Raw genomic sequence first — 23,036 nt, forward strand, 5'->3', positions numbered from 1 at the left:
CCGGCAGCCGGGAGGGAGAGCGGAGTACGAGTGCTGCGCGGGGCAGCCGTGAGCGCGGTGACAGTCATCGGGGCCCGCCTCCTGCTTCTGCTTCCAGGGCCGTCACACGGCCTGACAATCACGTGGACGACCACGTGCGGTGGCAGCCTAGAGCACGCCGCCACCCGCCCGCACCTGTTTTTTCCGCGTCCTCCTGGACCGTCCGAGAAGAGAGCCCCGAGAGACTCAGGACCCGTCCCACGGCGGCCGCGGCGGGTAGCTCGGCAGCGCCGAGTCCACCGGCCCCAGCTCCCCCGGGAACCGCCCGTCCGCCGCCCACGGCTCCGCGGGCCGCTCGGCCGGCGTGCCCGGCAGCGGCTCGGCCGGCCGGTGCGGGGCGGTGTGCCGCGGCGCGGGGCGGTCGGTGTCCGGCGGGGGCGGCTGGACGCGCCGGTTGTGCCGGCGCGAGGGCCCGAGCCGTCCCCGGACGTTCTCCGGCGCCAGGAAGTCGGCCCACCGCTCGGGGTACTCCGAGGGGGCCTCCTCGTCCGCCTCGCCGCCCTCGTCCTCCTCCTCGATGCCCTCGGCAAGGCCCAGTGCCCGGGCCCGCTGGGCCCGTTCGGCGGCCCGGCGGGCGCTGATCTCGCGGACCACGGCGGCGGCGTGCTGCTCGCTGGCCCGCTCGTTCTCGGCCCGCGCGTCGGCGGTCTCCACGCTGGGCCAGCGACGGTCTATCGCCGCGTTCATCGCCGCGCCGATCAGCACCGCGAGGGCCAGCACGAAGATCCACAGCAGCACCGCGATCGGCGCGGCCAGCGAGCCGTAGATGGTCTGGCCGCCCTCGACCGAGTGGACCAGGTACAGGCGCAGCAGCAGGCTGCAGATCACCAGCATGCCGAGCGCGACCAGCGCGCCGGGGATGTCCTCGCGCCAGGGCGTGCTGGCCGGGACCGCCAGGTGGTAGAGCGTGGTCAGGAAGACGATCAGCAGCACGATCGCCACCGGCCAGTAGAGCGCGTTGACCAGTCCGGAGATGCTCGGTACCGCCGACATCACCAGCCCCGGTCCGGCCACCAGCAGCGGCAGCACCAGGGAGCCGATCACCAGGGCGCCGAGGTACAGGCCCAGCGACATGGCCCGGGTCTTGACGATCCCGCGCTTGCCGTCCAGGCCGTACATCACGGTGATGGTGTCGATGAAGATGTACAGCGCCCGGGAGCCGGACCAGAGCGAGAAGAGGAAGCCGATCGAGATCAGGTCGGGGCGGCCCTTGGAGAAGACGTTGAGCAGCAGCGGTTTGACGGTCTGGTTGATCGAGGCGGGCGAGAGCACCGTGCCGGCCGCCGTCAGGATGTCCTGCTGGAGCTTCTGGATGGTGCCGGCGCCGAGCAGGTCGTCCAGGTAGCCGAGGGTGCCGGCCAGGCAGAGCAGCAGCGGCGGGATCGACAGCAGGGTGAAGAAGGCCGCCTCGGCGGCCAGCCCGGTGACCCGGTACTCGACGCAGGTGTTGGTGGTGTCCTTGATCAGCGCCCAGGCCGTGGCCTGCCAGTTCGAGCGCCGTGCCGCCCGGCGGGCGCCCTTGCCCCGTCGTCGGGAGGGTCGCTCGGCCCCCGCTCTACTGGTCCCACCTGGTGCTTGCACACCGCATACGGTATCGGGCGGCCCGGAGCCTGCGGCCCCCCTCGCCTCGAACGGGCCGTCCGTCGTCCCGGACGGGCCATGCGCAGTCACCCACGGCGGCAACCGCCGGGCCATGCGACTCTCCGGCGCATCTCGCGATACGGAACAAACTCGTCCATCTTTTGGACACCAGTGGACCGGGCCTCGCTCGGCGTGCGAATCTCTTGCCATGCCTAGCGCCGGAACCACCCTGGTAGGTCGACTCCACGTCGATCTCCTTCGCGTGTCCAGCGCCATCTGTCCGGTGATCTGAGCTCCACCCCAGCCGCCGCCACCGCACCCGGCGCCACCCTGCCGCTCCTCTTGCCGCCCCGACTGCGCGAGCGCTCAGAGCCACGATCACCACCCCCACCTCCTGCTGCGAACTCGCAGGTCAACGTGGGTGCGTGCAGGTCCGAGGCCTGAGCCGGCGCGGCCTCGTCAGTACCACCTGCCCGAAGGACGTCTGTTATGGCCACCACTCCCGACCCGGTCGAGCCCCAGTCCGCCGGCGCCGTCGCGCCGCGCGTCGGCGCTGCCCGCAAGGTGACCCGCCACCGTGGCGAGGGCCAGTGGGGCATGGGGCACTACACCCCGCTGAACGCCAATGAGCAGTTCAAGAAGGACGACGACGGTCTCAATGTGCGGACACGTATTGAGACGATCTACGCCCATGGGGGCTTCGACTCGATCGACCCGTCCGACCTGCGCGGCCGGATGCGCTGGTGGGGCCTCTACACCCAGCGCAAGGAGGGGATCGACGGCGGCAAGACCGCGATCCTGGACCCGCACGAGCTGGACGCCGAGTACTTCATGCTGCGCGTGCGGATCGACGGCGGCCGCCTGACGGTGGCCCAGCTCAAGGCGGTCTCCGAGGTCTCCCAGCAGTACGCCCGCGGCACGGCCGACCTGACCGACCGGCAGAACATCCAGTTCCACTGGATCCGCATCGAGGACGTCCCGGCGATCTGGCAGAAGCTGGAGGCGGTGGGCCTGTCCACCACCGAGGCCTGCGGCGACACCCCGCGGGTGATCCTCGGCTCGCCGGTGGCCGGCATCGCCGAGGACGAGATCATCGACGGCACCCCCGCCATCGAGGAGATCCAGCGCCGCTTCATCGGCAACCCCGACTTCTCCAACCTGCCGCGCAAGTTCAAGTCGGCCGTCTCCGGCTCGCCGCTGCTGGACGTGGCGCACGAGATCAACGACGTCGCCTTCGTCGGCGTGGTGCACCCCGAGCACGGCCCGGGCTTCGACCTGTGGGTCGGCGGCGGCCTGTCGACCAACCCCAAGCTGGGCGTGCGCCTGGGCGCCTGGGTCCCGCTGGACGAGGTCGCCGACGTCTACGGCGGCGTGATCGGCATCTTCCGCGACTACGGCTACCGCCGGCTGCGCAACCGCGCCCGGCTGAAGTTCCTGGTCGCCGACTGGGGCGTGGCCAAGTTCCGCCAGGTGCTGGAGGACGAGTACCTCAAGTACCAGCTGGTCGACGGCCCCGCGCCCGAGGAGCCGAGCGGCACCTGGCGCGACCACGTCGGCGTGCACCGGCAGAAGGACGGCCGCCACTACGTCGGCTTCGCGCCGCGGGTGGGCCGGGTGGACGGCGCGCTGCTCGGCAAGGTCGCCGAACTCGCCGCCGCGCACGGCTCGGACCGGCTGCGCACCACCGCCGAGCAGAAGATGGTGGTGCTGGACATCGCCGAGGACCAGGTCGAGTCGCTGGTGGCCGGCCTGGAGGCGCTGGACCTGCGGGTCACCCCGTCGCCGTTCCGGCGCGGCACCATGGCCTGCACCGGCATCGAGTACTGCAAGCTCGCCATCGTCGAGACCAAGGAGCGCGGGCGCACCCTGATCGACGAGCTGGAGCAGCGGCTGCCCCAGTTCGCCGAGCCGCTCACCATCAACATCAACGGCTGCCCGAACGCCTGCGCCCGTATCCAGGTGGCGGACATCGGTCTCAAGGGCCAGCTGGTGACCGACGCGGACGGCAACCAGGTGGAGGGCTACCAGGTCCACCTGGGCGGCGCGCTCGGCCTGGAGGCCGGCTTCGGCCGCAAGGTGCGCGGTCTGAAGGTCACCTCCGACGAGCTGCCCGACTACGTGGAACGGCTGCTGACCCGCTTCCAGGCCGAGCGCCACGAGGGCGAGCGGTTCGCCCAGTGGACCGCCCGGGCCGGCGAGGAGCAGCTGACGTGAGCGAGCGAACCATTGAGAGGCGCGTGGCTCGCGAAGCGACCGCCGAGCGCAGCGAGGTGGCCGCATGAGTGAGCGCGCCGCACCCTTCTACTGCCCCTACTGCGGTGACGAGGACCTCCGCCCGTCGGAGACCGGCGGTCACGGCGCCTGGGAATGCGCCTCCTGCCGCCGCGCTTTCCAACTGAAGTTCCTCGGCCTGCTGTCAGCTACGAACGGGGTATCCGTAGATGAGCGCCAACCCTGAGACACCCGCCGCCCCCCGCGATCTGGAGGCGCTGGCCACCACGGCCGCCCGCGAGCTGGAGGAGGCCACCCCGCAGGAGATCCTGCGCTGGGCCGCCGACACCTTCGGGCACCGGCTCTGCATCACCTCCTCGATGGAGGACGCGGTGGTGGCCCACCTGGCCTCCAGCGCGCTGCCCGGCATCGACGTGCTCTTCCTGGACACCGGCTACCACTTCCCCGAGACCATCGGCACCCGGGACGCGGTGGCCGCCACCATGGCGCTCAACGTGATCACCCTGACGCCGCGCCGCACGGTGGCCGAGCAGGACGCCGAGTACGGACCCGACCTGCACGACCGGGACCCGGACCTGTGCTGCTCGCTGCGCAAGGTCGAGCCGCTGCAGCGCGGGCTGACGGGCTACGACGCCTGGGCCACCGGGCTGCGCCGTGACGAGTCGCCGTCCCGGGCGAACACCCCGGTGGTGGCCTGGGACGCCAAGCGCCGCAAGGTGAAGATCGCCCCGATCGCCCGCTGGACCCAGCAGGACGTGGACGCCTACGTCCAGGCCAACGGGGTGCTGCTCAACCCGCTGCTCTGGGAGGGCTACACCTCGGTCGGCTGCGCACCGCTCTCCTGCACCCGCAAGCCCGGTGAGGGCGAGGACGCCCGGGCCGGTCGCTGGGCCGGTTCCGGCAAGGTCGAGTGCGGTATCCACCTCTGAGCCCGCTGCTGGACCGACGTACTTTTTTTTGACCACTCGTTACTTAATTTTGGAGCGAAACGTGAGCACAGCCGACACCTTGGCTGCCGCCGGGGAAGCCGCAGAGGCGGCCCCCGCGGCCGCCCCCTGTGAGCGCGGCGCCACGGTGTGGCTGACCGGGCTGCCCAGCGCCGGTAAGACCACGCTGGCCTTCGCACTGGCCGAGCGGCTGCGGGCCGAGGGGCACCGGGTGGAGGTGCTGGACGGGGACGAGATCCGCGAGTTCCTCTCCAAGGGCCTGGGCTTCTCCCGCGAGGACCGGCACACCAACGTCACCCGGATCGGCTTCGTCGCCGAGAAACTGGCCGCCAACGGCGTCAAGGTGCTCGCCCCGGTGATCGCCCCCTACGCCGACTCGCGCGCCGCGGTGCGCGAGCGCCACGCCGAGCGGGGCACCGCCTTCCTGGAGGTGCACGTCGCCACCTCGGTCGAGGTCTGCTCGGAGCGCGACGTCAAGGGCCTGTACGCCCAGCAGGCGGCCGGCACGCTCACCGGGCTGACCGGCGTGGACGACCCCTACCAGGCGCCCACCGCACCGGAGTTGCGCCTGCACACCGAGGACCGCACGGTCGCCGAGTCGGCCGCCGAACTGCACACCTTCCTGACTACGAGGGGCCTGGCATGACGACCGCGACCCGGAGTCCGCTCGACACCGCGAAGGACCCCTTCGCACTCTCCCACCTGGATGTGCTGGAAGCGGAGTCGGTGCACATCTTCCGCGAGGTGGCGGGCGAGTTCGAGCGGCCGGTGATCCTCTTCTCCGGCGGCAAGGACTCCATCGTCATGCTGCACCTGGCACTCAAGGCCTTCGCCCCCGCGCCGATCCCCTTCTCGCTGCTGCACGTGGACACCGGCCACAACTTCCCCGAGGTCATCGCCTACCGCGACCGCGTGGTGGCCGAGCACAACCTGCGCCTGCACGTCGCCAGCGTCCAGCAGTTCATCGACGAGGGCCGGCTGCGCGAACGCCCCGACGGCACCCGCAACCCGCTGCAGACCGTCCCACTGCTCGACGCCATCGAGACCGGCAAGTTCGACGCCGTCTTCGGCGGCGGCCGCCGCGACGAGGAGAAGGCCCGCGCCAAGGAGCGCGTCTTCTCCCTGCGCGACGAGTTCGGCGCCTGGGACCCGCGCCGCCAGCGCCCCGAACTCTGGTCGCTCTACAACGGCCGCCACGCGGTGGGCGAGCACGTGCGCGTCTTCCCGCTCTCCAACTGGACCGAACTGGACGTCTGGCAGTACATCGAACGCGAGAGCATCGACCTGCCGGAGATCTACTACGCCCACGAGCGCGAGGTCTTCGCCCGCGACGGCATGTGGCTGACCGCCGGCGACTGGGGCGGCCCCAAGGACGGCGAGAACGTCCAGCGCCGCCTGATCCGCTACCGCACCGTGGGCGACATGTCCTGCACCGGCGCCGTCGACTCCCAGGCCGCCACCATCGAACAGGTGATCACCGAGATCGCCGCCAGCCGCCTCACCGAGCGCGGAGCCACCCGGGCCGACGACAAACTCTCCGAAGCCGCGATGGAAGACCGCAAGCGCGAGGGGTACTTCTAATGAGCACCACCACCACCGACCACACCACCGCGGCACACAACGCAGCCACCTCCCTGCTGCGCTTCGCCACCGCCGGCTCCGTCGACGACGGCAAGTCCACCCTGGTCGGCCGCCTGCTGCACGACTCCAAGTCCGTGCTCACCGACCAGCTCGAAGCCGTCGAGCACGCCTCGCGCAAGCGCGGCCAGCAGGCCCCCGACCTGGCGCTGCTCACCGACGGCCTGCGCGCCGAGCGCGAGCAGGGCATCACCATCGACGTCGCCTACCGCTACTTCGCCACCCCCAAGCGCCGCTTCATCCTGGCCGACACCCCCGGCCACGTGCAGTACACCCGCAACATGGTCACCGGCGCCTCCACCGCCGAACTCGCCGTGGTGCTGGTCGACGCCCGCAACGGCGTCGTCGAGCAGACCCGCCGCCACGCGGCCGTCGCCGCCCTGCTGCGCGTGCCGCACGTCGTCCTCGCGGTCAACAAGATGGACCTGGTCGACTACGCCGAGCCCGTCTTCGCCGCCATCGCCGCCGAGTTCACCGCCTACGCCGCCTCCCTCGGCATCGGCGACATCGTCGCCGTGCCGATCTCCGCCCTGGCCGGCGACAACGTCGTCGAACCCTCCGCCCACATGGACTGGTACGGCGGCCCCACCCTGCTCGAACACCTGGAGACCGTGCAGGTCACCAGCGACCCCGGCGCCGAACCCGCCCGCTTCCCCATCCAGTACGTGATCCGCCCGCAGGCCGCCCCAGGCGTGGCCCCCGAACACCACGACTACCGCGGCTACGCCGGCCAGCTGGCCTCCGGCGTGCTGCGCACCGGCGACACCGTCACCGTGCTGCCCTCCGGCCACACCACCACCATCGCGGGCATCGACGCACTCGGCACCGAGACCGACACCGCCCGGGCACCGCAGTCGATCACCGTGCGCCTCACCGAGGACATCGACATCTCCCGCGGCGACCTGATCGCCACCGGCCCCGCCCCCGAACCCACCAAGGACGTCGAGGCCACCGTCTGCCACCTCCACGAACGCCCACTGCGCGCCGGCGACAAGGTGCTGCTCAAGCACACCACCCGCACCGTACGCGCACTGGTCAAGGAGATCAGCTACCGCATCGACATCGACACCCTCGAACAACGCGGCGACAGCCAGGAGTTGAACGTCAACGACATCGGCCACGTGCTCCTGCGCACCGCCGAGCCGCTGGCCCTGGACCGCTACGCCGACAACCGGCTGACCGGCTCGTTCCTGCTGATCGACCCGGCCGACGGCAGCACCCTGACCGCCGGCATGGCCGGCGAGTCCTTCGCGGGCGCGGCGGACCGGACGGCGCAGACGGCTCCGGCGGCCGAGGAGGACTGGGTCTGATGGCCGGCGAGGCGTTCTCCGGTATGGACAAGGAAGGCGGCCGCATCGGTAGCGGCGCCCGTGGCAGCGGCCGCGGCGGCATCACGCGATGTGCGTGCGGACGGGGCCTCTGACGACGGCTCCGTCACCGGGCCTGACGGCGAGGGCGGTGCGCGAACCGGCGCACCACCGCCCACCCGGCCCGGCGTGCCAACGCACCACCCTGCCTTGACCGTTCCAGCCGAAGGACGCTTCGATGACTCTTCCGCAGCCCAACCGCCATAGCCTGCCCCGCCCGAACCCCGGTCGCGCCAGACGCGTCGCCGCGATGGCCCTGGCCGGCCTGACCGCCGTCAGCCTGCTGACCGCCTGCAGCTACGGCTCCAAGTCCGACAAGACCAACGCGGCCCCGGCGCCGGCTGCGGCCGCTTCGGGCGGCCCCAAGCTCACCGCCGACTCGGTGAAGATCGGCTACTTCGCCAACCTGACCCACGGCACCGCCCTGGTCGGCCTCCAGGAGGGGCTGTTCCAGAAGGAGTTGGGCTCGACCCAGATCAAGACCCAGGTCTTCAACGCGGGCCCGGCGGAGATCGAGGCGCTGAACGCCGGCTCGATCGACATCGGCTGGATCGGCCCCTCCCCCGCGATCAACGGCTACGTGCAGTCCAAGAGCCAGTCACTGAAGATCATCGGCGGCTCGGCCTCGGGCGGCGTCGAGCTGGTGGTCAACCCGAACAAGATCAAGACGCTGGACGACCTCAAGGGCAAGAAGATCGCCACCCCGCAGCTGGGCAACACCCAGGACGTGGCGCTGCTCAACTACCTGGCGAGCAAGGGCTACAAGGAGGACCCGCAGACCGGCGCCGGCGACGTCTCGGTGGTGCGCACGGACAACAAGGTCACCCCGGACGCCTACGCCTCCGGCTCGATCGACGGCGCCTGGGTGCCCGAGCCGACCGCCTCCACTCTGGTGGCGAAGGGGGCGAAGGTGCTGCTGGACGAGAAGTCGCTGTGGCCGAACGGACAGTTCGTGATCACCAACATCATCGTCTCGCAGAAGTTCCTCAAGGCCCACCCGGACGTGGTGGAGGCCGTGCTGCGCGGCTCGGTGAACACCAACGCCTTCATCAAGGCCAACCCGACCAAGGCCGAGCAGGACGCCAACGACGCGATCAAGGCGGCCGGCGGCAACTCGCTGCCCGCCGGCATCCTCGACCCGGCCTGGAAGAGCATCGACTTCCTGGACGACCCGCTGGCCAACACCCTGCAGGCGGAGGCGGACCACGCGGTGACCGCGGGCCTGCTCAAGAAGCCGGACATCAGCGGGATCTACGACCTCACCCCGCTCAACCAGGCGCTTACCGCGGCCGGAAAGCCCACGGTCTCCGACGCGGGCCTCGGTAACGGTTCCTGACGCTCCGTCAGGCAGGTCCTCCAGTACCGCACCAGACTCCGGGCTCCGTCCCCGGCCCCGCCCAGTCGATGCCCAGTCACCGGGCCGGGCCGGGGCGGAACCCGGCTCCAGCAGCCTTCTCCGCTCGCCCCACTCATGCCAGGAGGTGCCCGCAGATGAGCCAGGCACTGACCACTTCGAACGACACCCGTGTCGGCGCCGACGCGGACGGTACGCCCGCGGTGCGGATCGCCGGCGTGCACAAGTCCTTCGGTCGTCCCGGCGCCGCCGTCGCGGTGCTGGACGACATCACCCTCGACGTCGCCCCGGGCGAGTTCCTCTGCCTGCTCGGCGCCTCCGGCTGTGGCAAGTCCACCCTGCTCAACCTGGTCGCCGGCCTGGACAGGCCGACCGCGGGACAGATCGAGGTGCCCGGCGGCCGCCCGGCCCTGATGTTCCAGGAGCACGCGCTCTTCCCGTGGCTGACCGCCGGCCGGAACATCGAACTCGCGCTGCGCCTCAACGGCGTGCCGCGCGCCGAGCGCAGGCCGGAGGCCGAACGGCTGCTCGAACTGGTCCGCCTCGCCGGCTCCTACGGCAAGCGGGTGCACGAGCTGTCCGGCGGCATGCGCCAGCGGGTCGCGCTGGCCCGCGCGCTGGCCCAGGGCAGCAGCGTGCTGCTGATGGACGAGCCGTTCGCCGCACTGGACGCGATCACCCGCGACGTGCTGCACGAGGAGATCACCCGCATCTGGCAGGAGCGCCGGCTCACCGTCCTGTTCGTCACCCACAACGTGCGCGAGGCGGTGCGACTGGCCCAGCGGGTGGTGCTGCTCTCCTCGCGCCCGGGCCGGGTGGCCCGCGAGTGGCGGATCGACCTGCCGCAGCCGCGCCGCATCGAGTCCGCCGCCGTCGCGGACCTGTCCGTCGAGATCACCGAGCACCTGCGTGGGGAGATCCGCCGCCATGGCCAGCACTGAGACCACCTCGATCCCGGCCTCGGCCGAGGCCCCGGACACGGCCCCGGACACGGCCCCCGCCGAGGCCGGCCGCCGGCCCGGGCCGCAGCCGCAGGGCCAGACCCATGCGGACCTGGCCGGCGTCGAGGCCGGTCTGGACGCGCTGGACTCCGTCCAGATCCAGCGCCCCTCGCTCGGCCAGCTGCTGCGCGAGAAGCTGCTGCCGCCGGTGCTCGGCGCGCTGCTGGTGATCGGCGCCTGGCAGCTGACCTACGACCTGCACGTCACCGCCTCCTACAACCTGCCCAGCCCGCTGGACGTCTGGCACAGCCTGACCGACCTCTGGTACCAGGGCACCCTCTTCTCGATCATCTGGACCAGTGTCTGGCGCGGCATCTCCGGCTTCGCGATGGCCGTGGTGATCGGCACGCCGATCGGGCTGGCGGTGGCGCAGGTCAAGTTCCTGCGGGCCGCCGTGGGCCCGATCCTCTCCGGCCTGCAGTCGCTGCCCTCGGTGGCCTGGGTGCCGGCCGCGGTGATCTGGCTGGGCATCAACGACCAGGCGATGTACGCGGTGATCCTGCTCGGCGCGGTCCCCTCGATAGCCAACGGCCTGATCTCGGGCATCGACCAGGTGCCGCCGCTCTTCCTGCGGGCCGGCCGCACCCTGGGCGCCCGCGGGCTCAGCGGCGCCCGGCACGTCCTGCTGCCGGCGGCGCTGCCGGGCTACCTGGCCGGCCTCAAGCAGGGCTGGGCCTTCTCCTGGCGCTCACTGATGGCCGCCGAGCTGATCGCCAGCTCGCCGGACCTGGGTCTGGGCCTGGGGCGGTACCTGGAGAACCAGCGCGACGCCTCGGACATGTCCGGGGTGATGCTCGGGATCATCCTGATCCTGGTGGTCGGCGTCGCGATCGACCTGCTGATCTTCACCCCGCTGGAGCGCCGGGTGCTGCGCACCCGCGGCCTGATGCAGAACGCCCGCTGACCCTCCATTCCTGAAAGAACGTCAGATGCCGCTCTCCCCAGCCCTGTTGCTGATCGCCCACGGCAGCCGCGACCCGCGGCACGCCGCGACGGTCGACGCGCTGGTGCGGCAGGTGCGCTTCCTGCGGCCCGGCCTGTCCGTCGCCACCGCCTACCTCGACCACTGTGCGCCACGGCTGCCGCAGGTGGTCCAGCGGCTGGCCGGGGCACCGGCGGTGGCGGTGCCGCTGCTGCTCAACCGGGCCTTCCACGCCAAGCACGACATCCCGGCCGCGCTGCGGACGGCCCGGGCGAGCGGCCCGGTGGCGGAGGTGCTGGGGCCCGACCCGCTGCTGCTGGCCGCCCTGGAGCGCCGGCTGGCCGAGGCGGGCCTGGACCTCGCCTCGGCCACCGACCGCGCCCGCACCGGCCTGGTGCTGGCCGCCGCCGGCTCCTCGGATCCGGCAGCCGACGCCACCACCCGGGCGCTGGCCGCCCGCTGGCAGCGCGAGCGCGGCTGGGGCGCGGTCACCGTCGCCTACGCCTCGGCCGGCGGCCCCCGGGTGCCGGACGCGCTGGCCGAGCTGCGCGCCCGGGGCCTGCGCCGAACGGCCGTCGCACCCTACCTGCTGGCCCCCGGGCTGCTGCCGGACCGGATCGCGGCCGCCGCCGAACAGGCCGGGGCCGACCTGCTGGCCCCGGTGCTGGGCGCCGCACCGGAGGTGGCCCAGCTGCTGCTGCGCCGCTACGCCCAGGCGTCGTCCGCGGTGCGGGCCCTCGCCGCCTGAGGTCAGCCGTCGAGCACGGGGCCGTCCGGCGCGGGCTCCACCGATCCGCGCAGCGGCACCTCACGGATCAGCCAGGCGAGCAGGAAGACCACCGCCGACAGCACCGCGCCGCCGACGAACACCCCGTACAGCCCGTGCGTCACCCCCTGTTCGAACGCCGCCCGGGCCGGGCCCGGCAGCGCCTTGAGCGCGGCGGGCGGGAGGTGCGCCGAGATCAGCGCGTGCCCCTGCGCGCCGAGCCGCCCGGTGAGCTGGTGGTCCAGCCCGCGGGTGTAGAGCGAGCCGAGCAGCGCGATCCCCAGCGAACCGCCGATGGTGCGGAACAGGGTCACCGAACCGCTCGCCGCCCCCATGTCCCGTGGCGCCACGCTGTTCTGGGTGATCAGCATGGTGTTCTGCATCAGGAAGCCGAGCCCGATCCCCACCACCACCGTGAGCAGCGAGCTGACCAGCACGCCGGTGTCCACCCGGAGCAGCAGCAGGACCAGCATGCCGGCCGTCAGCACCGCCCCGCCGGTGATCACGAACACCCGGTACTTCCCGGTCCTGGTGGTGATCTGAGCCACCGTCAGCATCACCGCGAGCATGCCGAACATCAGCGGCAGCAACAGCAGGCCGCTGGCGGTGGGCGACGCCCCCTGGACGTACTGCATGTACTGCGGAAGGAAGTTGACCGCGCCGAACATCGCCGCGCCGACCAGGAAGCTGAGCACCTGGGCGAGGGTGAAGTTGCGGTCCCGGAACATCCGCGGCGGCAGGATCGGCTCGGCGACCCGCTGCTGCGAGACGACGAACGCTGCCAGCGCCACCGCCGAGAGGGCGGTCAGCCCCAGGATCGGCGCCGAACCCCAGGCGTACTGGCCGCCGCCCCAGCTCGCCACCAGGGTGATCGCCACCACGCCGACCGTCAGCAGCGCCCCGCCCAGGTAGTCCAGCCGGGCCTTGAGCCGGCGGCGCGGCAGCCGCATGCCGAACCCGGTGACCAGCAGCGCCACCAGGCCCAGCGGCAGGTTCACGTAGAAGCACCAGCGCCAGCTGAGGCTCTGGGTCAGGAAGCCGCCGAGCAGCGGGCCGCCGACGAAGGCGATCGGCATCATCGCGCCGATCATGCCCATGTAGCGGCCGCGTCGGCGCGGTGGCACCAGGTCGCCGAGGGTGGCCATCGCGCCGACCATCAGGCCGCCGGCGCCCAGCCCCTGCAGGGCCCGGAACCCGATCAGCTGGTCCATGTTCCGCGAGAGCCCGGCCAGCGCGGAGCCGCCCAGGAAGACCACGATGGCGACCATGAACATGCTCTTGCGGCCGTGCAGGTCACCCAGCTTGCCCCAGAACGGGGTGGTGACGGCGGCGCCCAGCGCATAGGCGGTGACCACCCAGGAGAGCCGGGCCAGCCCGCCCAGGTCGCCGACGATGGTGGGCAGCGCGGTACTGACGATCAGATTGTCGAGCATCGCCATCAGCATCCCGAGCATCAGCCCGATCATGGCGAGGTAGATGGTCCGCTGGCTCACGGGCTGCTGATCGGTCTCGGGGGAAACGGCCTTGGTGTCGCTCATCGACACGCTCCTCAGATGGAGCCGGTACCTCCTCTCACGGTACCCAGTCCTCGACCTCGGCGAACGACTTCGGCCCTGCTGGCGGTGGCCGGGGGTGGAGTGATTGGATCTTCGTATGACGGAACTCCACATCCTGCGGGTCTTCTGCGGCGCCGGCGGCAGCGCGGGCAACGCGCTGGGCGTCGTCCGGGACGGCGGCGCGGTGCCCGGCGAGTCGGCGCGGCAGGCGCTCGCGGCCGAACTCGGCTTCAGCGAGACGGTCTTCGTCGACGACGCGGCGCAGGGGCGGGTCGACATCTACACGCCGAGCGTCCGCCTGCTCTTCGCCGGGCACCCGCTGGTCGGGACGGGCTGGCTGCTGTGCCGCGAGGGCCTCGCGCCGGCCGTGCTGCGCCCGCCGGCCGGGGAGGTCCCGCTGCGCCAGGACGGGGAGTTCAGCTGGATCCGGGCCCGGGCCGAGTGGGCGGCCGGGCGGAACACCCAGCGCTACGGCTCGGTGGCGGAGGTCGACGCGCTGCCCGCCCCGCCGCAGGGCACCGGCTGGCTCTACGCCTGGGCCTGGCAGGACGAGACCGCGGGCCAGGTGCGGGCCCGCGCCTTCCCGCGCCGCGGCGACACCATCGCCGAGGACGAGGCGACCGGCGCCGCCGCGCTCGTGCTGACCTCGGAGCTCGGCCGCGCGCTCGACATCCGGCAGGGCGTCGGCTCGCAGATCCTGACCCGGCCGCACGACGACCACACGATCGAGGTCGGCGGCCGGGTGGTCCTGGAGAGCGTCCGGACGCTGTAACTCCCGGGCCGGACGGCCATGCGGCTGATCTCGACGGTTGCCGGCCGGTCAGCCACCCAGCGGGTAGGTCCTGAGCACGTTCCCCGCCGGGCCGATCTCCAGGTAGCCGCCGCCATAGGTGTTGGTCAGGTAGAGGTCGAGCGTCGGGGCGCCGGTGATGATGTCGGCGCTGACGGTCAGGTAGGGCTCGTTCGGCGCCGGGACCTTCAGGGTCGCCTGGGCCTGCTGGAACAGCACCGGGAGTTTGTCCCAGTCGAAGCCCTGAAGGTCCACCGGCTTGACGACCGAGGGCTCGGTGCCGCCCGGTGAGCGGGTGGACTTGCCATCGCGGTACTCGACCTGGTCGTACAACTGCGGGTTCGCGGCGACCGGGACGTCGGCGTTCGCGTAGTCCGGGTAGATGGTCAGGCTGAAGACCTTGGTGCCGCCCATGGTCGGGCTCATCGCCGCGATCGTGGCGCGCACGTCGGCCGGGGAGAACCCCTTCGGCACGCCGACCGGGGCCGAGGTGGGTGTGGCGCTCGCCGACTGGCCGGCTGCCGGCGGGCTCGCCGCGGGCGAGTTGCTCACCGGCGAACTCGCGGCAGGCCGGCCGGCCGGCGCGCCGGCGGTCGTTTGCGCACCGCCCGCGCGGTGGCCGTCCGCCTGGCTGCCGGGTCTCATCGTCCATCCGAGGACGGCGGCGACGGCCACCAGGGCGACGGCCAGGGCTATCAGGCCGCCCCGTCGCCCGCCGACCGCCCGATCCGCTGCCGCCCGATCAGCTGCCGCCGGGGTCGGCACCCGGTCCGCGACCGGCGCCCTCGGCGGCGTCAGCACCGCGGTCGCCCGGTCGGCCGGTGGACCGGCCGGCGGATCGCTCGGCGGCGCCCCCCGCTCGGCCTCGGCCACCAGCCGCGCCAACGCCTCGTCGAGCTGCGCCGCGTCCGGACGGACGGCCGGATCCCTGGCCAGCAGCGCCGCCAGCAGCGGGCCCAGGGCCCCGGCCCGCACCGGAGCCGGCAGCGGTTCGTCGAGCACCGCGGCGAGGGTGGCGATCGCGCTGGACCGGCGCAGCGGGTGGTGGCCCTCGACGGCGACGTAGAGCATCATGCCCAGCGACCACAGGTCGGAGGAGGGGTTGCCCTCCTCGCCACGGATCCGCTCGGGCGCCATGAACTCCGGTGAGCCGATCAGCATCCCGGTACTGGTCACCGTGGTGGCACCGGACATGGCGGCGATGCCGAAGTCGGTGAGCACGGGGGTGCCGTCCGAGCGCAACAGCACGTTGCCGGGCTTGACGTCCCGGTGCTGGATGCCGACGGCGTGCGCCGCGCGCAGGGCGCCGAGCACGCCCAGCCCGAGCCTGGCCGCCTCCAGGACCGTCAGCGGCCCCCGCTCCAGCCGGTCGGCGAGGCTGCCGCCGGTGACCAGCTCCATGACGAGCCAGGGGTGCGGGTGCTCGTCGGTGTCGACGATGTGGTGGATGATCACCACGTTCGGGTGCTGGAGCCGGGCCAGCGCCCGCGCCTCGCGCAGCACCCGCGCCCGGGTCTCGCGCGCCTCGGCCGGATCGGCGGCCGCCGTCCCGGGGTCCGGCGGGCGGACCTCCTTGAGCGCGACCTCACGGTGCAGGGCGTTGTCACGCGCCCGCCAGACCAGGCCCATCCCGCCGCCGCCGAGGCGTTGCAACAGTTCGAAGCGGTCGTCGATGAGCCGTCCGTCCGGCCCCCCTGTAGTCATGCGCGCCATCGTAGGAGACCGGACCGACCGTGCCCGCCACAAGGCACCGGCCGAGCGCACCTGACGCCCGGTCACCTCGCTCTCCACCCAGGGGTTGAGCGTGGGTGGAGTGGCCGTGTCCACCCGTGTGTTGACGACCGCCGGGCCCCGCTCCCCCGATGCTGGAGGCACGCGTGATTCGGCACGGCGCCGCCCGGCTGCGCGGCGGCGCGGAAGGGAGTGCTTCGTGTTCCGCACAAGGACGTTCCGTACAAGGACGTTCCGCACGACACCGAGGCTGCTGGCTGCCGGGGCGGCCGCCTTGGGCCTGCTGCTCGGCACGGTCCTCGGCACGGCGGGCCCGGCCGGTGCCGTGACGGCCGCCGGCGGCACCGGCAGTAGCGACACCGCCGACTGCCGCACCACCACCTCGGTGGGCCGGGTGCAGGGCCTGCCCCAGGGCGGCGTCTGCTCCTACCTCGGCGTGCCGTACGCCGCCCCGCCCACCGGTGCGTTGCGCTTCGAACCGCCGGTGCCGGCGGCGCCATGGCACGGGACGCTGCAGGCCACCGCCGCCAGGCCCGGCTGCCCGCAGGATCTCAGCGTGATCGACCAGGGGGTGGAGGACTGCCTCTACAGCAACGTCTGGCAGCCGCGCACAGGTGGCGCGCACAAGCCCGTCATGGTCTTCATCCACGGCGGCGCCGCCGAACTCGGCTCCGCCGGCGATCCGGTGTTCAACGGGGCCGAGCTGGCCGCCCGCGGCAACGCGATCGTGGTCGACCTGGACTACCGGCTCGGCATCCTGGGCTGGACCGAACTCGGCGGCCTGGACCCGCGGTACGCCGGCTCGGGCAACAACGGGCTGCGCGACCAGATCGCGGCGCTGACCTGGGTGCGGCAGCACATCGCCTCGTTCGGGGGCGACGCGGGCGACGTCACCGTCTTCGGCGAGTCCGAGGGAGCGATCTCGATCGACGCGATGCTCGCGGGCGACCACCCGGAGCGGCTCTTCCGGCGGGCCGTCCTGGAGAGCGGCCCTGGCTACCTGGTGCACACCCAGGACTACGCCGAGGACGCCGCCAAGCACATCCTGGCCGCCGGAAACATCACCGGGGTCGCGCAGTTGGCCGCGATGAGCACCGCCCAGGTGCTGCAGCTCCAGGAGAAGGCCCAGCAGGGGATCCCGGGGCTGGCCGACGCGGTCTTCTTCGGCCCGTCCATCGACGGCCGGCTGATCCCCGGCCCGGTGGTCGACCGGATCGCGGCCGGCAGCGCCCGGCACGTCGAGATCATGGCCGGCACCAACGAGAACGAGACCGACTACTGGGCGCTGTTCGAGCCGCAGGTGCTGGACCTCCCGCTCAGCGCCTACCACAGCTTCCCCGCCGAACTGGCCGACCGCAAACAGCAGATGTACGCCGCCTACGCCGCCGACCGCCCGGGGCTGTCCGAGGGGCGGGTGGTCAACGCGATGATCACCGACCAGACCGAGCGGGTCCCCACCCTGCGGTTGGCCGAGGCCCAGTCGCGCTGGCGGCCCACCTACGTCTACCAGTTCAACTGGCATGTCCCGTACGTCGCGGGGCTGCCCGCGGCGCAGAACCTCGGCGCGATGCACACCCTGGAGCTGCCGTTCGTCTTCGGCAACCTCGACCTCGGCAGCATCCCGCGCGGCGCCGCCACCGTGGCCGCGCAGCGGCCCCAACTCACCAGGCTCTCCGATGACATGATGGACTCCTGGACCTCCTTCGCGCGCACCGGCGCGCCCGGCTGGCCGTCCTACACACCGGCGGTGCGGGCCACCCGGATCTGGGATCTCGAGCCGCGTGTGCAGAACGCCCCGCAGGAGCAGGAGCGGGAGTTGTGGAACGACTACGCGTTCCCGGCCTGGAGCTTGGAGAGCTGGACCCGGTCACCGGTGAGCTGACAGGCCGGACCAGTCCAGGGCGAGCTGCTGACGGCGCGGCAGGCGGGCGACGATCAGGTCGTAGGAGTCCTCGATCATCTCGCCGACCAGCGCGTCCGGCACCGAGCCGTCGAGCAGCACGGTGTTCCAGTGACGCTTGTTGAGGTGCCAGCCGCCGGTGATCGCCGGGTAGGAGGCCCGCAGCTGGACGGCGATCTCGGGCTCGCACTTGAGGCTCACCCGCAGCGGCTCGGCGTCCAGCGCGCTGATCGCGAAGATCTTCCCGCCCACCTTGAAGACGGAGGTCTCGGGGCCGAACGGGAACAGCTCCTCGGCCCCGTTGAAACCCAGGCAGGCGGCGCGGAGCCGGTCAGGCGTCATCGTCATGGGGACATACTGCTACGCGCCGCCGACAGCCCGGTGAGGCTGTCGACGGCGCGTGGCCGAATGGCGCGTAGCCGAATGGCGCGTGGCCGAACAACCGCGCAGGGGTCAGCGCGCGGCGCGGCGCTGGCGACCGGTCCCGTAGTTGGAGCCGCTCTTCGAGCCGCTGCCCGGGGTGGCCCCCGAGGAGGCCTTGCCCGAGAAGCCGGCCGCGGTGCGACCGCCGCCGGAGGCCGCGCCGGTGCCGGTGCCCATCCGCTGCTTGGGGCGACGGCGCTTGGGGTTGCCGTTGATGTCCACATCGGTCGGCCGGCTGGAGCGCGGGCCGGAGGAGCGGCGCTTGGCGGTGCCGGCGGCCGGGGCGGGCTCGGCCGTGACCGGCGGGGCCAGCGCCACCGCGATGCCCGAGGGCGTGCGGGCGCCGGTGATCCGGGCCAGCTCGGCGTCGCCGGGGCGCACCTTGGTGGTGACCGGACGGATGCCGGCGGTGGACATCAGGCGGGTCATGTCCCGGCGCTGCTCGGGCAGCACCAGGGTGACCACGGTGCCGGACTCGCCGGCCCGGGCGGTGCGGCCGCCGCGGTGCAGGTAGTCCTTGTGGTCGATCGGCGGGTCCACGTTCACGACCAGGTCGAGGCCGTCGATGTGGATGCCGCGGGCGGCGACGTTGGTGGCGATCAGCGCGGTGACGTGGCCGTCGCGGAACTGGTCCAGGGTGCGGTTGCGCTGCGGCTGCGACTTGCCGCCGTGCAGCGCGGCCGCCCGCACGCCGCTGGCCAGCAGCTGCTTGGCGAGGCGGTCGGCACCGTGCTTGGTGTGCACGAACATGATCACCCGGCCCTCGCGGGAGGCGATGTGCGCGGTGGCGGAGACCTTGTCGGCCGCCTCCAGCTGGAGCACGTGGTGCTCCATGGTGGTGACCGCGCCGGCCGAGGGGTCCACCGAGTGGGTGACCGGGTCGGTCAGGAAGCGCTGCACCAGGCGGTCGACGTTCTTGTCCAGGGTGGCGGAGAAGAGCATCCGCTGCCCGCCCTCGGCGACCTGCTCCAGGAGCTTGGTCACCTGCGGCAGGAAGCCCATGTCGGCCATCTGGTCGGCCTCGTCCAGGACGGTGATCTGCACCTCGTCCAGGCGGACGTCCTGGCGGTTGATCAGGTCGTCCAGCCGGCCCGGGGTGGCCACCAGCAGCTCGGCGCCGCGCCGCAGCGCGTTCGCCTGGCGGGTGATCGACATGCCGCCGACCACGGTGGCGATCCGCAGGTTGACGGCGGTCGCGTAGGGGGTGAGCGCGTCGGTGACCTGCTGGGCCAGCTCGCGGGTGGGCACCAGCACCAGGGCCAGCGGCTTGCGGGCGTCCGCGCGCTTGCCGCTGGTGCGGGCCAGCACCGACAGGCCGAAGGCGAGCGTCTTGCCGGAGCCGGTGCGGCCACGGCCGAGCACGTCGCGGCCGGCCAGCGCGTCCGGCAGGGTCGCGGACTGGATCGGGAAGGGCTCGGTGACGCCCTCGCGGGTCAGCGAGGAGAGCAGCGCCTTGGGCATCTCCAGCTCGGCGAAGGTCGCCGCCGGCGGGCGGGCGGGGGTGCCGACGACCACCGTGAAGTCGGCGGGCGCGGCGGGCGCCGTGGTGCGCGGGCGGCCCTGGCCGCGGCTGCGGCCCTGGGACTGGCCGCGCAGCCCGCCGGAGCTGCGGCCGGCGCGCGCCTGGGCGTCACTGAAGCCGCCGGTGCTGCCGGAGCCCTGCGAGCGGCTGTTGCCTGCGCCCTGCGAGCGGGCGCGGCCACGGCCACCGGTGGGGCGTGACTGATCGGTCATACGTGTACTCCGTCCTAGCGGTCACCGTCGAAGAGTGACCCGTGGGGTCGGCCGCCAGGAGTGGAGTGCGCCGCCCCGGCCGTTGGGCGACATGGGCGAAGGCCCGCACCGTGCGGTACGGGCCTTCGCTGCGTCGTGCGAATCCAGCAGTGCCGGAAACGTCAGATGACGCGGATGTTCTCGGCCTGCGGGCCCTTCTGGCCCTGGGTGACGTCGAACTCAACGTGCTGGCCCTCGACGAGCTCGCGGAAGCCGTTGGCGTTGATGTTGGAGTAGTGGGCGAAGACGTCCGGGCCGCCACCCTCCTGCTCGATGAAGCCGAAACCCTTTTCGCTGTTGAACCACTTCACGGTGCCGGTAGCCATAACCGTCTCCTCTAAATACTGGGGCAACGAGGCCCACACCACGTGGACCTCGCGTAGCCGCGATCCCCATCCGGAGATGACACCGGACAAAACAAATGCGCCTGTTGGTTGAACCAGCAGGCGCACACAAACGTTCATGGGAACCAAAACTGCAACTGACTCGACTGTAGCACGGGAGCACCGCAGATGATCGGGTTATTTTCCGCCTGCATCAGGCTGCCCGCACCCCGGGAGCGGCGCCCCGCACGGCGGACGGGCCGCCCCCGGGGATCTCCCCGGGAACGGCCCGTCCGATGGTGCGTGTGCCCAGCTCAGCGGGCCGGCCCGGTCAGCGCCGGCCGGACAGCTCCGCGTCCGGGTAGGGGTGGCCCGCCGCGGCCGGGGCGGGGTGCGCCCCCGGCTCCTGGTGACCGGGCCACCAGGCCTTGCGGCCCAGCAGCGCGGTCAGCGCCGGGGTGAAGAACATCGCCATCACGAAGGCCGACAGCGCGATACCGAAGGCGATCGAGAAGCCGATCTCACTGAAGAGCACGTTGCCCGCCAGCATGAAGGTGGCGAAGGAGGCCGCCAGGATCGAGCCGGCCGAGGCGACGGTCGGACCGCCGTGCTTGATCGCCTCGTAGGCCGCCTCGCGCGGGCTGCGGCCCTCGCGGGCCTCCTCCCGCAGGCGGGCGATCATCAGGATGTTGTAGTCGGTACCGATCGCCACCACGAAGAGGTAGATGAAGATCGGCAGCATGAACATCAGGCCGGACTGGTGGTCGAACTTCTGGAACACCATGCTGGTGGCGCCCAGGGTGGCGCCGAAGCCCAGGCCGACGGAGGCCATCAGGTACCACGGGGCCACCACGCTGCGCAGCAGCAGGCCGAGGATGATCATGATCAGCACCGCGGCGATCGGGAAGACCGTCTTGTAGTCGTGGTCCATGGCGGCGTTGATGTCCGCCTCGACCGCCGTCTGGCCGCCGACCAGGGCCTTGGTGCCCGCGGGCGCCGAGGAGTGCGCGGTGGAGCGCAGCCCGCCCATGGTGTCGATGGCCGCGTTGGAGGCCGGGTTGTCCTTGAGCGTCACGGTGAAGTCGGCGGTCATGCCGTCCTTGCTCAGCAAGGGCTGCTGGCCGACATCGGCAACGCCCTTGACCCCCTTGAGCGCTTCCGCGTAGGCCGGGAAGGTCGACTTGTCGAGCTGGGCACCGTTGGTGGAGGTGACGAAGACCTGCGAGGGGTCGGAGGCACCGGCCGAGAACTCCGACATCACGGCGTTCTGGACCACCATCGACTCGGCGGTCTTCGGCATCGAGCCGCTGGCCAGGTCGAAGGTGCCCTTGTAGCCGAGCGAGCAGAGGGTCAGCAGGATGAGGATGCCGCCGGAGACCGCGGCGACCATGCCGGGACGGCGCTGGGTGATCCGGCCGAGCGCGGCGAACCGGGCCCCCGGCTTCTCCTCGCGCCACTTCTTGCCGGGCCAGAAGAGCGCCTTCTCCGGGATCACCGACAGCACGGCCGGCACCAGGGTGATGGAGGCGATCGCGGTGGTGACGACGGCGATGGCCAGGGCCGGGCCGATCGCCTTGAAGAGCCCGAGGCTGGAGAGGATCAGCACCGCGAAGGCGACGGTGACCGCACCGGCCGCGGAGGCGATCGCCTCACCGACCCGGCCGATCGCGCTGACCATGGCCTGCTTGCGCGGCTCACCGGCCCGCAGCCGCTCTCGGTAGCGGAACATCAGGAAGAGGAAGTAGTCGGTGCCGACGCCGAGCAGCACCACGATCAGGATGGCCGACATGGTGCTGTTGGCCTTGAGGCCGAACAGCTTGGTCGCATCCGCGATCAGCGCGTTACTGGTCGGCATGATCACGGCCATGATCAACAGCAGTGGCAGGATCGAGATGATCGCACTGCGGAAGATGAACGCCAGGATCACCACGATCAGCAGGAAGCTGCCCAGGAAGATCAACGCGTCGGCGGTGTTGGAGGAGTCCGCCTGGTCGAGGCCCTGCGCCGCCTGGCCACCGAGCTGGACCTTCAGGTTGCTGCTACCGGCCAGCGTCTTGGCGTCGTCGCGCAGCTTCTTCGTCGTGTCGTTGGTCGACTGCGGCGCGTTCTTGTCGTAGCCGATCAGGGAGAGCGCGTACTTGCCGTCCTGCGAGATCGACTTGTCGTTGACCGGGACGATGGTCTGCACGTACTGGATGTGCTCTGCCGTCAGCCCGTCGGTGACCTTGGTCATCGCGGCCTTGTCGTCCGCGGTCAGCTGGCCGCCGTCGGTGCGCTCGAAGAGCAGCATCGCGCTCGGGGTGAACGCCGACGGGAAGGCCGTCCCCTGCAGGTTCGCGGCCACGATCGACTCGTAGTGGCGCGGCAGGAAGTCGCTCTCGTCGTCCGAGGAGGCCAACTTGGGGGCTGTCACGGAGATCGCGACGGCAGCGACGAGCCAGGCGACTATCACCCACCAGGCGCGCTTGACGACGAATTGTCCGATTCGGTGGAACATGCTTGCGATGCCTCCTGGCATGGTTCACCGCAGCCCTCGGGGGACGGGACGTTGGGCGACGGCTGAGACGGCTGAGACCTCGTCGGTCCTTAGCCGGTCGGCAGGTAAGTTGCTGGAGGAAGCATCATACGAGAACTTACTAGCCGGCCGGTTAGCAGCCCCCCGTGGACCGACACCCTCGGCTGAATACCCCCTC

Annotated in this window: 20 protein-coding genes; 13 read left to right on the forward strand and 7 right to left on the reverse strand. The window is 71.9% G+C overall.

Annotation, left to right across the window (positions count from 1 at the left end):
- Positions 1-225: 225 nt before the first annotated feature.
- Positions 226-1,620: a YhjD/YihY/BrkB family envelope integrity protein gene (locus ACFZB9_RS00685; RefSeq protein ID WP_391442565.1), complete on the reverse strand. Its 1,395-nt coding sequence runs from the start codon at positions 1,618-1,620 to the stop codon at positions 226-228.
- 208 nt (positions 1,621-1,828) lie between these two features.
- On the opposite strand from ACFZB9_RS00685, the gene ACFZB9_RS00690 reads away from it, so the two are divergent.
- The 11 genes from ACFZB9_RS00690 (at position 1,829) to ACFZB9_RS00740 (ending at position 11,829) form a co-directional block, all read left to right on the forward strand.
- On the forward strand, positions 1,829-1,912 hold the full coding sequence (locus ACFZB9_RS00690) for a putative leader peptide (protein WP_329492070.1): 84 nt from the start codon (positions 1,829-1,831) through the stop codon (positions 1,910-1,912).
- 197 nt (positions 1,913-2,109) lie between these two features.
- Positions 2,110-3,834, forward strand: coding sequence for a nitrite/sulfite reductase (locus ACFZB9_RS00695; protein ID WP_391442566.1), 1,725 nt, complete (start codon positions 2,110-2,112; stop codon positions 3,832-3,834).
- A gap of 64 nt (positions 3,835-3,898) precedes the next feature.
- Positions 3,899-4,078 (forward strand): hypothetical protein, encoded by a 180-nt coding sequence (locus ACFZB9_RS00700; RefSeq protein ID WP_391442567.1) that lies wholly within the window; start codon positions 3,899-3,901, stop codon positions 4,076-4,078.
- Positions 4,062-4,781: a phosphoadenylyl-sulfate reductase gene (locus ACFZB9_RS00705; protein ID WP_391442568.1), complete on the forward strand. Its 720-nt coding sequence runs from the start codon at positions 4,062-4,064 to the stop codon at positions 4,779-4,781. The genes ACFZB9_RS00700 and ACFZB9_RS00705 overlap by 17 nt, the downstream gene beginning before the upstream one ends.
- Positions 4,782-4,860: 79 nt before the next feature.
- Positions 4,861-5,445, forward strand: a complete 585-nt coding sequence (gene cysC, locus ACFZB9_RS00710) for an adenylyl-sulfate kinase (protein WP_391443300.1) — start codon at positions 4,861-4,863, stop codon at positions 5,443-5,445.
- Positions 5,442-6,380: a sulfate adenylyltransferase subunit CysD gene (cysD, locus tag ACFZB9_RS00715; protein WP_391442570.1), complete on the forward strand. Its 939-nt coding sequence runs from the start codon at positions 5,442-5,444 to the stop codon at positions 6,378-6,380. Before cysC ends, cysD begins: the two co-directional genes overlap by 4 nt.
- Complete coding sequence (locus ACFZB9_RS00720; protein ID WP_391442572.1) at positions 6,380-7,747, forward strand: sulfate adenylyltransferase subunit 1; 1,368 nt, start codon at positions 6,380-6,382, stop codon at positions 7,745-7,747. The genes cysD and ACFZB9_RS00720 overlap by 1 nt, the downstream gene beginning before the upstream one ends.
- 235 nt (positions 7,748-7,982) lie before the next feature.
- On the forward strand, positions 7,983-9,140 hold the full coding sequence (locus tag ACFZB9_RS00725) for an aliphatic sulfonate ABC transporter substrate-binding protein (RefSeq protein ID WP_391442573.1): 1,158 nt from the start codon (positions 7,983-7,985) through the stop codon (positions 9,138-9,140).
- A 155-nt stretch (positions 9,141-9,295) separates the two neighbouring features.
- The gene (locus ACFZB9_RS00730) at positions 9,296-10,099 is read left to right on the forward strand and encodes an ABC transporter ATP-binding protein (protein WP_391442575.1); all 804 of its coding nucleotides are present in this window, start codon (positions 9,296-9,298) and stop codon (positions 10,097-10,099) included.
- On the forward strand, positions 10,086-11,063 hold the full coding sequence (locus ACFZB9_RS00735) for an ABC transporter permease (protein WP_391442576.1): 978 nt from the start codon (positions 10,086-10,088) through the stop codon (positions 11,061-11,063). Before ACFZB9_RS00730 ends, ACFZB9_RS00735 begins: the two co-directional genes overlap by 14 nt.
- Positions 11,064-11,088: 25 nt before the next feature.
- Positions 11,089-11,829, forward strand: coding sequence for a sirohydrochlorin chelatase (locus ACFZB9_RS00740; protein ID WP_391442578.1), 741 nt, complete (start codon positions 11,089-11,091; stop codon positions 11,827-11,829).
- Between the two features lie 2 nt (positions 11,830-11,831).
- On the opposite strand, the gene ACFZB9_RS00745 is transcribed toward ACFZB9_RS00740, so the two are convergent.
- Positions 11,832-13,385: an MDR family MFS transporter gene (locus ACFZB9_RS00745; protein ID WP_391442580.1), complete on the reverse strand. Its 1,554-nt coding sequence runs from the start codon at positions 13,383-13,385 to the stop codon at positions 11,832-11,834.
- Positions 13,386-13,500: 115 nt separating this feature from the next.
- On the opposite strand from ACFZB9_RS00745, the gene ACFZB9_RS00750 reads away from it, so the two are divergent.
- Positions 13,501-14,175 (forward strand): PhzF family phenazine biosynthesis protein, encoded by a 675-nt coding sequence (locus ACFZB9_RS00750; protein WP_391442581.1) that lies wholly within the window; start codon positions 13,501-13,503, stop codon positions 14,173-14,175.
- 48 nt (positions 14,176-14,223) lie between these two features.
- Here the strand turns inward: ACFZB9_RS00750 and ACFZB9_RS00755 are convergent, their stop codons facing one another.
- On the reverse strand, positions 14,224-15,897 hold the full coding sequence (locus ACFZB9_RS00755; protein WP_391442583.1) for a serine/threonine-protein kinase: 1,674 nt from the start codon (positions 15,895-15,897) through the stop codon (positions 14,224-14,226).
- A 226-nt stretch (positions 15,898-16,123) separates the two neighbouring features.
- Here ACFZB9_RS00755 and ACFZB9_RS00760 point away from each other — a divergent pair, with 226 nt between their 5' ends.
- On the forward strand, positions 16,124-17,806 hold the full coding sequence (locus tag ACFZB9_RS00760; RefSeq protein ID WP_391442584.1) for a carboxylesterase/lipase family protein: 1,683 nt from the start codon (positions 16,124-16,126) through the stop codon (positions 17,804-17,806).
- On the opposite strand, the gene ACFZB9_RS00765 is transcribed toward ACFZB9_RS00760, so the two are convergent.
- The 4 genes from ACFZB9_RS00765 to ACFZB9_RS00780 all read right to left on the reverse strand — a co-directional run bounded on the left by ACFZB9_RS00765 (position 17,792) and on the right by ACFZB9_RS00780 (position 22,840).
- Positions 17,792-18,166, reverse strand: a complete 375-nt coding sequence (locus tag ACFZB9_RS00765) for an MmcQ/YjbR family DNA-binding protein (RefSeq protein WP_391443301.1) — start codon at positions 18,164-18,166, stop codon at positions 17,792-17,794. The two genes, ACFZB9_RS00760 and ACFZB9_RS00765, sit on opposite strands and share 15 nt — an antisense overlap.
- A 111-nt stretch (positions 18,167-18,277) precedes the next feature.
- Entirely contained in the window at positions 18,278-19,981 is a 1,704-nt protein-coding gene (locus tag ACFZB9_RS00770) for a DEAD/DEAH box helicase (protein ID WP_391442586.1), read from the reverse strand.
- 161 nt (positions 19,982-20,142) lie between these two features.
- Positions 20,143-20,346 (reverse strand): cold-shock protein, encoded by a 204-nt coding sequence (locus ACFZB9_RS00775; RefSeq protein WP_184934859.1) that lies wholly within the window; start codon positions 20,344-20,346, stop codon positions 20,143-20,145.
- 328 nt (positions 20,347-20,674) lie between these two features.
- Entirely contained in the window at positions 20,675-22,840 is a 2,166-nt protein-coding gene (locus tag ACFZB9_RS00780) for an MMPL family transporter (protein WP_391442588.1), read from the reverse strand.
- Positions 22,841-23,036: the final 196 nt, after the last annotated feature.

The organism is Kitasatospora sp. NPDC008050 (assembly GCF_042957465.1).
Classification (GTDB): domain Bacteria; phylum Actinomycetota; class Actinomycetes; order Streptomycetales; family Streptomycetaceae; genus Kitasatospora.